General features: G+C 43.0%; 10 protein-coding genes. 9 read left to right on the top strand and 1 reads right to left on the bottom strand.

The window, feature by feature from the left end; all coding sequences use genetic code 11:
- Nucleotides 1-15: 15 nt before the first annotated feature.
- The 6 genes from KUV80_RS12010 to KUV80_RS11985 all read left to right on the top strand — a co-directional run bounded on the left by KUV80_RS12010 (nucleotide 16) and on the right by KUV80_RS11985 (nucleotide 9,621).
- Entirely contained in the window at nucleotides 16-1,158 is a 1,143-nt protein-coding gene (locus KUV80_RS12010) for an acyl-CoA dehydrogenase (RefSeq protein WP_222462937.1), read from the top strand.
- Nucleotides 1,159-1,581: 423 nt separating this feature from the next.
- Entirely contained in the window at nucleotides 1,582-2,538 is a 957-nt protein-coding gene (gene meaB / locus KUV80_RS12005; RefSeq protein ID WP_222462936.1) for a methylmalonyl Co-A mutase-associated GTPase MeaB, read from the top strand.
- Nucleotides 2,539-2,547: 9 nt separating this feature from the next.
- Nucleotides 2,548-3,171 (top strand): TetR/AcrR family transcriptional regulator, encoded by a 624-nt coding sequence (locus KUV80_RS12000; RefSeq protein ID WP_222462935.1) that lies wholly within the window; start codon nucleotides 2,548-2,550, stop codon nucleotides 3,169-3,171.
- A gap of 15 nt (nucleotides 3,172-3,186) precedes the next feature.
- Nucleotides 3,187-6,450, top strand: a complete 3,264-nt coding sequence (gene icmF, locus KUV80_RS11995) for a fused isobutyryl-CoA mutase/GTPase IcmF (protein WP_222462934.1) — start codon at nucleotides 3,187-3,189, stop codon at nucleotides 6,448-6,450.
- A gap of 702 nt (nucleotides 6,451-7,152) precedes the next feature.
- Nucleotides 7,153-7,671 carry a DNA-directed RNA polymerase subunit delta gene (rpoE, locus tag KUV80_RS11990; protein WP_222463161.1) on the top strand — a complete coding sequence of 173 codons (519 nt, stop codon included), beginning with the start codon at nucleotides 7,153-7,155 and terminating at the stop codon, nucleotides 7,669-7,671.
- Nucleotides 7,672-8,019: 348 nt separating this feature from the next.
- Nucleotides 8,020-9,621 (top strand): CTP synthase, encoded by a 1,602-nt coding sequence (locus KUV80_RS11985; RefSeq protein WP_222462933.1) that lies wholly within the window; start codon nucleotides 8,020-8,022, stop codon nucleotides 9,619-9,621.
- Between the two features lie 279 nt (nucleotides 9,622-9,900).
- Here the strand turns inward: KUV80_RS11985 and KUV80_RS11980 are convergent, their stop codons facing one another.
- Entirely contained in the window at nucleotides 9,901-10,443 is a 543-nt protein-coding gene (locus KUV80_RS11980; RefSeq protein ID WP_222462932.1) for a DUF2529 family protein, read from the bottom strand.
- Between the two features lie 158 nt (nucleotides 10,444-10,601).
- Between KUV80_RS11980 and KUV80_RS11975 the strand changes: the two genes are divergently transcribed.
- The 3 genes from KUV80_RS11975 (at nucleotide 10,602) to fsa (ending at nucleotide 12,936) form a co-directional block, all read left to right on the top strand.
- Entirely contained in the window at nucleotides 10,602-10,982 is a 381-nt protein-coding gene (locus KUV80_RS11975) for a response regulator (RefSeq protein ID WP_222463160.1), read from the top strand.
- 241 nt (nucleotides 10,983-11,223) lie between these two features.
- Nucleotides 11,224-12,087 carry a class II fructose-1,6-bisphosphate aldolase gene (fba, locus tag KUV80_RS11970; RefSeq protein ID WP_222462931.1) on the top strand — a complete coding sequence of 288 codons (864 nt, stop codon included), beginning with the start codon at nucleotides 11,224-11,226 and terminating at the stop codon, nucleotides 12,085-12,087.
- 198 nt (nucleotides 12,088-12,285) lie between these two features.
- Nucleotides 12,286-12,936 (top strand): fructose-6-phosphate aldolase, encoded by a 651-nt coding sequence (gene fsa / locus KUV80_RS11965; RefSeq protein ID WP_222462930.1) that lies wholly within the window; start codon nucleotides 12,286-12,288, stop codon nucleotides 12,934-12,936.
- Nucleotides 12,937-13,040: the final 104 nt, after the last annotated feature.

Genomic DNA, 13,040 nt, shown 5'->3' with positions numbered 1-13,040 from the left:
AGGGAGAGAATAGATATGCAATTTTTATTATCAGAAGAACATGAAATGATCCGCAAGATGGTGCGTGATTTTGCGAAGAACGAAGTAGAACCGACAGCGGCTGAGCGTGATGAAGAAGAGCGCTTTGACCGTGAGATCTTTGATCAGATGGGTGAGCTCGGACTTTGCGGCATTCCATGGCCTGAAGAGTACGGTGGAATCGGTGGTGACTATCTTGGCTACGTTATCGCGGTAGAAGAGCTTTCACGTGTTTGTGCGTCAGTCGGGGTAACCCTTTCTGCTCATACATCACTTGCTGGCTGGCCGATCTTTAAATTTGGGAATGAAGAGCAAAAGCAAAAGTTCCTTCGTCCGATGGCAGAAGGAAAGAAGATCGGTGCTTACGGATTAACAGAGCCAGGTTCAGGTTCGGATGCGGGTAACATGAAGACAACCGCTAAGAAAGATGGAGACGATTACATCATCAACGGCTCTAAAATTTTTATTACGAACGCAGGTGACGCAGAGATTTATGTCGTGTTCGCTCGTACGGATATCGAAGCAGGAACGAGAGGCATTTCCGCTTTTATCGTAGAAAAAGGAACACCAGGTTTTTCTTTTGGGAAAAAAGAAAAGAAGCTTGGGATCCGTTCATCCCCAACGCTAGAGATTATCTTTGAAGATTGCCGTGTACCTGCTGAAAATCTGCTTGGTAAAGAAGGCGAGGGCTTTAAGATCGCGATGATGACGCTTGATGGAGGGCGTAACGGAATCGCCGCTCAAGCGGTAGGAATCGCTCAAGGTGCACTGGATGCATCCGTTAATTATGCAAAAGAACGCAAGCAGTTTGGTAAGCCGATCGGTGTGAACCAAGGAATCGGATTCAAGCTTGCTGATATGGCGACAAAAGTGGAAGCGGCAAGACTGTTAACCTATCAAGCGGCATGGAGAGAATCAGAAGGTCTTCCGTACGGTAAGGAGTCGGCGATGTCGAAGCTGTTTGCAGGGGATATTGCGATGGAAGTAACAACAGATGCTGTTCAAGTTTTCGGCGGTTACGGTTACACGAAAGAATATCCTGTAGAACGTTATATGCGTGACGCAAAAATTACGCAAATTTACGAAGGAACGCAGGAAATTCAGCGACTTGTTATTTCGAAGATGCTTTTAAAAGATTAATTTTTGAGCTTGTAAGCGGTTGATTTGTACTCCAGGATACTCGCTTTCCGCGGGGCGGGCGGTGAGCCCCTGCCACTTTGCGGCTAAAGGGTCTCACCTGTCTAGCTACAGCGGCTAGCCCCTCGAGGTCAAAAGTGAAATGGTCATGAAGGCAAAATGCGCCTTCATAGTCCATTCACCTTTTGCTTGTCGGGGCTGAACGAGCCGCTTTCGCTTTTCCGACTGTCCCACTGATCCGCAGGACAAGGAAAGCTTCGACAGCTTTACATCGCACGAAGAAAATGTGATTTCCATTTTCGAGGAGTCTCGCAACCTTCCGCTCCAATCAACCTATCACTGAAGTAAGAATTTAAATAATGGCAAAATTGATAGATAGTAACCATCACAAATAACGATTACAGAAACTAGTTTTAGGAGGAAACCATGCATCCATTAGCACAGCGCATCCAGCAAAGAGATGAACGGGCACTTGCCAAAGCGATTACCCTTGCTGAAAACAATGGTCCCGATAAATTAGAGCTATTAAAAAGCATCTATCCTATGCAAAAAGGTGCTCATTGGATCGGAATCACGGGTTCGCCTGGTGCTGGAAAAAGCTCGCTCGTGAACCGGCTGATTGCCTTTCTTCGGAAAAAAGGGTTAACGGTTGGAATCGTAGCGGTTGATCCTACAAGTCCTTTTAGCGGGGGCTCCATCTTAGGTGACCGTGTCCGGATGGCAGACCATTTTACAGACCCTGGTGTGTTTATTCGCAGTATGGGAACGCGCGGCAGTCTTGGTGGCCTTTCCCGTTCTACGAAAGAAACAGTAAGGCTGATGGATGCGTATGGTTTTGACGTTATTTTAATAGAGACGGTTGGAGTCGGACAGTCAGAGCTCGATATTATGAAGCTAGCCGACTCGGTTGCGGTTGTTCTGAATCCAGGGAGCGGTGATGTCGTTCAAGTGTTTAAAGCAGGAATCATGGAAATCGCGGACCTTTTTGTTGTGAATAAGGCAGATATGCCAGGCGTTCCGAAGCTTCTCGCTGAAATTGAAGCGATGCTTGACCTCGTGAAACACGACAGTCCGTACCGTCCTCCTGTTGTGGAGACCATATCTACCGAAAATAAAGGATTACAAGATTTGTGGGAAGTCCTTCTTGCTCATAAAGCCTATCTCGTAAAGAGCGGAGAAGGGAAAGATCGAAAGCTGCGGAACCTGCAGCGTGAAGTGATGGAAGTCGTTCAGCACGAAATCTTTCAGCAAGTTTGGACACACGAACAAGAAAACGGTTTTTCCTGGCTGGCCGGTTTACAAGAAGGTACAACAGATCCTTATACAGCTGCAGAACATATCCTGTTACAACGAATACAGCCAGCAGGCAAGAAACAGAAATGAGGGAGGCCATTGGGAAAGAAAGAAGTGCCATCGCTCGTAAAAGATGAAAAACTGATTCAGCGCCGCCGTGAAGAGATGGTAAAAGCAGCGGTGTCCCTTTTTAAGAAAAATGGCTTTCACCGCACAACAACCCGGGAGATCGCAAAAGCTTCAGGCTTCAGCATCGGTACATTATATGAATACATTCGGTCTAAAGAGGATATTTTGTATCTCGTTTGCGACAGCATCTATGATGGCGTTAAGTTGAGGCTTCAGCAGGATATTAATGCAGAAGACAGCGGGGTTAAAGGCGTAGAAAGAGCGATAACGGCTTATTTTAAAGTGATGGACGATATGCAGGATGAAGTACTCGTGATGTATCAGGAAGCAAAGTCTTTATCTGATGAAGCATTGCCATATGTATTGAAAAAAGAGCTTGAGATGACCGCTATTTTTGAAAAACTTCTTGCCCAGTCCGTCCTGCAGGGGGAACTGGATCTGAGTGAAAAGGAAATTCAGGCGGCTGCTCACAATATTTTAATCATCGGTCAGATGTGGACGTTCAGACGATGGGCGCTTCAAAAAATGTATACGATTGAAGAATATACACAATTACAGCTCCAACAACTCCTTTATGGAATAAGAGGAGCATAAGAGAGGATGAAAACGATGAGCCAGACAGACATTTATCGGCCGAAAAATCCGGTTCGTTTTGTTACCGCTTCCAGTCTTTTTGACGGACATGATGCATCAATCAACATCATGCGAAGAATCATTCAATCCAATGGCTGTGAAGTGATTCATCTCGGACATAACCGTTCCGTTGACGAAGTGGTGAGTGCGGCCATCCAAGAGGACGTACAGGGAATTGCGATCTCGTCTTACCAAGGCGGCCATGTGGAATATTTTAAATATATGATCGATCTTTTAAAAGAACGCGGAGCCGGACATATTAAAGTTTTTGGCGGCGGCGGCGGAGTTATCATTCCGCCTGAGATCAAGGAGCTTCACGCGTATGGTGTGACACGCATCTTTTCACCTGAGGATGGAAGGTTGCTAGGGTTGCAGGGAATGATCAACAAGATGGTAGAAGAATGTGACTTTCCGACGGTTACTTCATTAACGGATGAGATGGAAAAAGTGAAGGAAAAAGACGTGCGCTCTGTTTCCCGTCTGATCACACTTGCGGAAAACGCCAAACAAGCAACTGAAGAGATCGCGGCAACAGCTGAACAGACTCTTTCTGCATTAAAGGATCTACAGAAGCAAGTCCCTGTGTTAGGGATAACGGGTACAGGGGGAGCGGGAAAAAGTTCACTTACTGATGAGCTTGTGCGCCGTTTCTTGAACGAATGCGAAGATAAGACGATCGCGATTATTTCGATTGATCCGACGAAACAAAAAACGGGCGGAGCTTTATTAGGAGACCGTATTCGCATGAATGCGATCTATCATCCGCGTGTATATATGAGAAGCTTGGCAACGCGCGGCTCTCGCTCTGAGTTGTCGGATGCGATTAAAGATGCGATTGCCGTAACGAAAGCAGCCGGTTATGACCTGATTGTCGTGGAAACGAGCGGTATTGGCCAAGGGGATGCAGGGATCTCTGAAATTTCAGATGCTTCCCTGTATGTGATGACAAGCGAATTTGGTGCACCGTCACAGCTCGAGAAAATCGATATGATAGATTACGCAGACATCATTGCAATTAATAAATTCGAACGTAAAGGCTCTGAGGATGCGCTTCGTGATGTGAAGAAACAATATCAGCGCTCTCGTGGCTGGTTTGATAGAGATCTTGATGAGATGCCGGTCTACGGTACGATCGCGAGCCAGTTTAATGATGCGGGTACGAATGTATTGTTCTATCACTTAATAAAGACGATCGAAGAAAAGTCTGGTGTGGATTGGGGCATCCAGCCAGCAAGTGACGCGATGACAGCTAAGAAGAACGTAATCATTCCGGGTGAGCGTGCACAATATTTGAATGAGATTGCTCAAACGGTTCGTAAGTATCATGAGACGGTTGAAGAACAGTCGAAGCTTGCACGCAAGTCATTCCAGATAAAAGGGACGCTTGAAACGGTAAAAGAGTATGATGCGGCAGGCGTTGAAGTTGAGGCGGGGTTAAACAAAGCACTTGAAAAGGTGGAAGAAAAACTTTTGCCAGCAACGTCCAAAATGGTAAAAGAATGGCCAGAATTAAAGGAAAAGTACAGCGGAAAAGAGTTTGTAACGAAGATTCGTGATAAAGAAATCGTGACCGAGCTGACGACGAAGAGTCTTTCTGGACTTCATATCCCGAAAGTCGCTCTGCCGAAGTTTGAGGACTGGGGCGAAATCGTAAAATGGATCATGAAAGAGAACGTTCCTGGTTCATTCCCATACACAGCGGGTGTTTTTCCTTTTAAACGTAAAGGAGAAGATCCGAAGCGCCAGTTTGCTGGTGAAGGGACACCTGAAAGAACAAACCGCCGTTTTCATTATTTGTCAAAAGATGATGATGCAAAACGTTTAAGTACGGCGTTCGATTCTGTAACGTTATATGGTGAAGATCCGGATTACCGCCCAGACATTTACGGAAAAGTTGGGGAAAGCGGAGTCAGCATCTGTACGCTTGACGATATGAAAAAGCTGTATGATGGCTTTGACTTAATTGCGCCATCCACATCGGTTTCAATGACGATCAACGGCCCTGCTCCGATTATTTTAGCGATGTTTATGAATACAGCGATCCAGCAGCAGGTGAAGGTTTTTGTTGATTCAAACGGAAGACAGCCGAATGAAGAAGAATTTGCTGAAATTAAAGCGAAAACACTTTCCTCTGTTCGTGGAACGGTTCAGGCTGATATTTTAAAAGAAGACCAAGGGCAGAACACGTGTATCTTCTCTACTGAATTCGCTCTTCGCATGATGGGTGACATTCAGCAGTATTTCATTGATCACGAAGTACGCAACTATTATTCGGTTTCGATTTCCGGCTATCATATCGCGGAAGCTGGTGCGAATCCGATCACACAGCTCGCGTTTACACTAGCAAACGGATTCACGTATGTAGAATATTACTTAAGCCGAGGAATGGATATTAACGCATTTGCGCCTAATCTGTCGTTCTTCTTCTCAAACGGCCTTGATCCGGAATATACGGTTATCGGCCGAGTGGCAAGAAGAATTTGGGCAACGGTCATGCGTGATAAGTACAAGGCGAACGAACGCAGCCAAAAGCTGAAGTATCATATCCAGACGTCTGGACGTTCCCTGCATGCTCAAGAAATCGATTTTAATGATATTCGTACGACGCTTCAAGCGTTGATGGCGCTGTATGATAACTGTAACTCGCTCCACACGAACTCGTATGATGAAGCGATTACAACACCTACTGAAGAATCGGTTCGCCGCGCGATGGCGATTCAGATGATCATTACAAAAGAGCTCGGTCTAGCGCGTAACGAGAACTCGCTTCAAGGTTCGTTTATCATTGAGGAATTAACAGACCTCGTAGAAGAGATGGTTCTTCAAGAGTTTGAGCGGATGAATACAAGAGGCGGCGTACTGGGTGCGATGGAAACTCAGTATCAGCGCGGAAAGATTCAAGAAGAATCGATGTATTATGAGATGAAAAAGCATGATGGTTCACTTCCGATTATCGGTGTGAATACGTATCTGAACCCGAATACGCCTTCAGAAGAAGAGTTCAACATGCAGCTGGCGCGTGCTACTAAGGACGAAAAAGAACAGCAGATTCTGAATTTGTCAGAATTCCAAGATGAAAAGAAAGACAAAGCGGGCGAGGCTTTAAAGCGTTTAAAGACGGTTGCGCTTAATGGCGGAAATATCTTTGAAGAACTGATGAATACGGTAAAATATGCGAGTCTCGGCCAGATTACGGCAGCTTTATATGAAGTTGGCGGCAAATATAGACGCAACATGTAAATTTAATAGAGGAAGAGCCGTTTTTTTAGTGGTTCTTTTTTCTTTGCGAAAGCGGATTTAAAATAGTTTATTGCTATTAATGGGGTTAACTTCCGCTGCAGGGCTCGCTTTCCGCAGGGTGTGCGGTGAGCCCATTCGCCGCTTTGCGTCATTAAATGGTCTCACCTGTCCCACTCATCCTGCAGGAGTCTCGCCCTTCCGCTTCAATTAACTAATCCATTGCAGGGCTCGCTTTCCGCAGGGTGTGCGGTGAGCCCATTCGCCGCTTAGCGTCATTGAATGGTCTCACCTGTCCCACTCATCCTGCAGGAGTCTCGCCCTTCCGCTTCAATGAACTAATCGATGAAGTGTTCTTAAAGGTCTCTCTATAGCGTTAATTTTTAGAAAAAGATCTTTTTGAAAGCTACACTTAAAGCTTGTGGCATTTGACTTTTCAATTCTAGTGCAAGGTGGCGAGACTCTTGCGTGCTCACGGGTGGCCCGCGGAAAGCGAGAGACCTGGAGCGCAAAATCAACCATTTTCAAGAGCATCGAAGTGCGATCTTACACTCTTCACAAAACCTTTTATGCAAAAAAGAGAGATTACTACTGGCATATCCGTATAGGATTTGTTTATAATGAAGAGTATGATTCTTCTAGAGAATGAGCACAATGTGTTGATATAAATGAGTGTGGAGAAAGAAAGGAAGTGCCGATGTGGCTATGCTGAACACGTATACGAAAGAGCAAGTCGTTGAAATGTCTATGGTCGAAATCGCATTTGAAATTTTGCAGAATGAAAAGCAACCTATTCAATTTTACGATTTGGTCAAACAAATAGCAGAAATTAAAGGTCTGTCTAAAACAGCAGTTGAAAACCGAATTGCTTATTTTTACACAGATATGAACATTGATGGACGTTTCGTTTCATTAGGAGACAATAAATGGGGTTTGAAGGTTTGGTACCCTGTAGAGAGCAGTGAAGAAGAACTTGGGGCTACGAACAAACCAACAAAGCGTAAAAAAGCTTCTGCAGACGATTATGACTTTGAAGAGGACTTCGATGATGAAGATTTCGATGAGTTAGAAGTGGAAGATGAGTTTGTCGAGGAAGACGACGATCTATCAGACGATGACGATGATGATGACGACGATGACGAAGAATTAGATTTTGATGAAGACGACGAAGATTTTGATGAAGAAGATGAAGATTCAGAAGAAGATGAAGACGAAGATCAATAAATTGCAGAACCGGTACAGTGCGTGCCGGTTTTTTTATATGTTTTTGAGTCATTAAAAGCACGATTTAGGAACAAAATGTTTCATACGAGAATGCACATACCATCTTGACACAAGCAAGGTACTCCGGTAATATCATTTTTGGGCTATTCCTGTATCTTTTTAATTAAAAAGACTAAATTTTATACAATATCGAAGCAAAAGTGCCCCCTAACCATAGGGGAAGTGTCGCTTTTGCTTTTTATTTTTTGCTAAAACTGTGAGAGAGGTTATCCAGACTGCCTCTTTTCGATAGTAGAAAAAGGTTTTAACGCACATACTTATTTTAGAAAAAGCAGGGGGAATGAAAACATGGCTAAATATATTTTTGTTACAGGCGGGGTTGTTTCTTCTTTAGGAAAAGGGATCACTGCAGCTTCATTAGGCCGATTACTTAAAAACCGCGGAGTGAAAGTGACGACGCAAAAATTTGATCCGTATATCAATGTGGATCCTGGAACGATGAGTCCTTATCAGCATGGCGAAGTTTTCGTAACCGATGATGGTGCCGAAACCGATCTAGACTTAGGTCATTATGAGCGCTTTATTGATATTAACTTAAACAAATACAGCTCAGTAACGACGGGGAAAATTTATTCTACCGTTCTCCGCAAAGAGCGCCGTGGTGAGTATCTTGGCGGAACGGTCCAAGTTATTCCGCACATTACAAACGAGATTAAAGAACGTGTATTCCGTGCTGGCCGTGAAACCAATGCCGATGTTGTGATCACAGAAATTGGCGGAACAGTTGGTGATATCGAGAGCTTGCCGTTTTTAGAAGCGATCCGTCAGATCAAAAGCGACGTTGGATCAGAGAACGTCATGTACATCCACTGTACGCTTATTCCTTACATTCGTGCAGCAGGCGAGCTGAAAACAAAGCCGACACAGCACAGTGTAAAAGAACTGCGAAGCTTAGGAATCCAGCCTAACATCATCGTTGTTCGTACAGAGTTCCCTGTCCCACAAGAAATGAAGGAAAAAATCGGGCTTTTCTGTGACATCGATCCTAAAGCAGTAATCGAGGCAAGAGATGCTGAAACGTTGTATCAAGTGCCGATTGACCTTCAAGAGCAAAAGATGGACGAGCTTGTGTGCAAGCATCTTAAACTTGAAACGCATGAGCCTGATATGGATGAATGGAAATCATTAATCGACCGAGTAACGAACCTTTCTGGAAAAGTGAAGATTGCATTGGTCGGTAAATATGTAGCACTTCAAGATGCGTATATTTCTGTTGTTGAAGCTATGCGTCATGCCGGTTATCATTTCGATACAGATATCGAGATCGACTGGATCAATTCGGAATTGGTTACGGCTGAAAATGTACACGAACTGTTAAAAGATGCTGACGGGATTTTAGTGCCTGGCGGATTTGGAGACAGAGGAGTAGAAGGAAAGATTTTAGCGACTCAGTTTGCTCGTGAAAACAAGGTTCCGTTTTTAGGTATCTGTTTAGGGATGCAGCTAGCGTCAGTTGAATTTGCACGGAACGTACTTGGCTTAGAAGGTGCGCATTCTTCTGAACTGATGCCTGAAACACCATTCCCGGTTATCGACCTTCTTCCTGAACAAAAAGATATTGAAGATCTAGGCGGAACCCTGCGTCTTGGTCTTTACCCTTGTAAAATTAAAGAAGATACAAAAGCGTTCGAAGCATATAAAGACGAAGTAATTTATGAAAGACATCGTCATCGTTATGAGTTCAACAATGAGTACCGTGAGCAGATGGAGAAGGCAGGTTTCATCTTCTCAGGAACTTCTCCAGACGGCAGACTTGTTGAAATTATTGAACTTGAAGATCATCCTTGGTTCGTAGCTTCACAGTTCCATCCGGAATTCACATCAAGACCAACAAGACCACAAGCGTTATTCCGTGATTTTATTGGCGCCGTATCACAGTTGAAGAACTAAATAGAAAAATGTTTGCCGGCAGTTCCCTTTTCGTTGGGGGGGCTGCCGGTTTTTTGTTGAGGTGTCGGTGTCTAGTGGGTAGTATAAATGGAATAAAAAGGAAAAATATGTGATCAGCATCTATTTTTATGTGATGAGTTCCGTTTTTTATGTGATGACATTCACTTTTTATGTGATTTTATCTATTTTTTATGTGATCGAGTTTTTTCGACCACTAATATGACTCGCTCAAACTATTAAATCACAAGAAAAAGCCTGGCATATTAGCCAGGCTCCTCCTTATTCCTCATCATATTCTTCTAAAATTTCACTTGTTGTTAAAAATACCGAATAATAGGCGTATAATGCAGTCAATCCAGACGGGAATCCGATACGAGAACCGTCATCTAGTGGGACTAAACCACGAACAGCCTTCGTATCAATCTCTATATCGGCCACAGCTCCATTACTGGACTCACTATCCGCATCTTTTCTTCGTCCGCCCATCAAAATAACATGGCAATCGGCACTTTCTTTGACTTTTTTACAAAACGCCAATGCTTCTTCATCATCCAAAAATCTGCTTGCCAACACAACGCTATCTACAGGCAGCAACTTTTTCGTACTATCATCCGTAAACTCCGCACCACTCCGGAATTTATTCTCACCGGACAGCGCCTCGCTTACAACAGCATCCATCTCGCCAAATCCCTTGAAATATACGGTTCCTTCAGACAAAACGGTTTGTGCCAGCAGGCGGGAACTTTCCTCGATTGATTGTTCTTCTTTATCGGAGATGGTTTTTAATAACCCTGAAACTTGCGTTGAAAAAATTTTTAACATGAGATGACTCCCTTACTATTCAAATTATCGCCTTGTTGCTCATTTATTTAGTATACTGAATTTAACCATACATTTCATGGAAGACAGCAGGAAAATCTTTGCATATAGCGAATGTAAACATAAAAGGGTTTTGCAAATGAACTCAGATGGGGTGAGCAATAATGAGCGGGAAAATTTTAATTGTAGACGATCAGTATGGCATCAGGATTCTATTAAATGAGATCTTTCAAAAAGAAGGGTATAAGACGTATCAAGCAGCCAATGGTGTACAAGCGCTTTCGATTGTAGAGAAAGACCGTCCTGATCTTGTTATTCTAGATATGAAAATTCCTGGGATGGATGGACTTGAAATTCTTCGCCGTGTGAAAAAGCACGATGAGACGATTCAAGTAATCATTATGACAGCATATGGTGAACTCGATATGATTCACGAAGCCATGAAACTAGGAGCCATTACTCATTTTGCTAAGCCATTCGATATTGATGAGATCCGAGCGGCTGTTAGGAAAGAACTTCCACTGAACACTCCTTCAACATAAAAAAATTAAGATTTCCAAGTATGTAGCCAATGATAGCGTTTACACTAGAAAACGTTGATGTGTTGCGGTTTTTCGGCGATATTGGTATGCTATACTAGAATGAAAATGAGCATTATGAAATGTTTAGCAAGACGCCATGAAAGGAAAACTATAATGGCTTCTTTTTGCTGTTTTTAACATTTCAGCAATATAAAACACAGTAGTTGGTCTGCTCGTGCCAAAACATAAGGAGGACTAGTACATGCCTTTAGTTTCAATGAAGGAAATGCTTGAAAAAGCAAAAGCGGAAAATTATGCAGTTGGTCAATTTAACTTGAACAACCTTGAGTTCACTCAAGCTATTTTAAAAGCTGCACAAGAAGAGAATTCACCAGTTATTCTTGGTGTATCTGAAGGTGCTGCTCGTTATATGGGTGGATTTAAGCTTACGGTTGCAATGGTAAAAGCACTTATGGAAGAGTACAAAGTGACTGTTCCGGTTGCGATTCATTTGGACCATGGTTCTAGCTTCCAAAAGTGTGCTGAAGCGATTCATGCAGGTTTTACTTCCGTCATGATCGATGGTTCTCATCATCCGTTAGAAGAAAACATTGCATTAACGAAAAAAGTAGTTGAACTTGCTCACATCCACGGTGTTTCTGTTGAAGCAGAACTAGGCCGTATTGGTGGACAAGAAGATGACTTGATCGTTGATGATGCTGAAGCTGCTTACGCTGTTCCATCTGAGTGTGATCAACTTGTTCGTGAAACAGGCGTAGACTGTTTTGCACCTGCACTTGGTTCTGTTCACGGTCCTTACAAAGGTGAGCCTAACCTTGGATTTGACCGCATGCAGGAAGTCATGGAACTTACGGGTATCCCTCTTGTTCTTCATGGTGGTACAGGTATTCCAACAAAAGATATCCAAAAAGCAATTTCTTTAGGAACGGCTAAAATTAACGTAAATACAGAAAACCAAATCGCTTCTCAAAAAGCCGTAAAAGAGTATATTGAAGCAAATCCAGGTCAATATGATCCTCGTAAATACTTGACTGCTGCACGTGATGCGATTCAAACAACAGTAGCAGGAAAAATGCGTGAGTTCGGTTCTGCCAACAAAGCGTAATTTTCTGGTCAAATAAGCCTAATATGAAGCTTTCTTTGAAACCGCCTATACATCATAGGCGGTTTCATTTACACTATAAGAGTGTGTAACTTCATTAGAAATGTAATCAAAATAAGCGTACATCTTTTGTGAATGAAGAAGTACGTGTTATAAAAGAATATAAATGAAAGAGAAATTTAACATACAGGAGTGAGTGTTTTGAAATTCTTTATCGATACGGCAAATATTGATGATATTAAAGAAGCCTATGACCTGGGCATTTTATCTGGTGTAACAACGAACCCATCGCTAGTAGCGAAAGAAAAAGGCGTAGATTTTCATGAACGCTTAAAAGAAATTACTAGCCTTGTTTCGGGTTCTGTAAGTGCTGAGGTGATCGGAACTTCTTATGAAGAAATGGTAACAGAAGGCCGTGAGTTGGCTGGAATTGCTCCTAATATTACCGTAAAAGTGCCAATGACGCTTGATGGGTTAAAGGCAGTTAAAACCTTCTCTGATGAAAACATAAAAACGAACGTAACGTTGATTTTTAATGCAAACCAAGCTTTATTGGCTGCACGTGCAGGTGCGACATATGTTTCACCGTTCCTGGGACGCTTAGATGACATCGGTCAGGATGGATTAGAGCTTATCTCACAAGTTGCACAAATTTTTGCGATTCATGAAATTCCGACCGAGATTATCGCAGCATCCATTCGCCACCCGATTCATGTAACAGAAGCGGCAATTCGCGGCGCCCATATCGCAACAATTCCACCGAATGTTATAAAAGGACTTGTAAAGCATCCATTAACAGACCAAGGTATTGAGAAATTTCTTGCGGATTGGGATGCAGCGAATAAAAAGTAATTTTTTCCACATGAAAAGAAAATTTTGGTAAATAATAAAACTAACGAAATTGGTAAAATATTCACATCTAACTTGTCATTTGTGACTCTTACTGAAAGGAGTTT

The organism is Fictibacillus nanhaiensis (genome assembly GCF_019801215.1).
GTDB lineage: Bacteria > Bacillota > Bacilli > Bacillales > Fictibacillaceae > Fictibacillus > Fictibacillus nanhaiensis_C.
The sequence above is the reverse complement of the archived record's forward strand: the minus strand, read 5'-3'. Positions and strand labels throughout refer to the sequence as shown.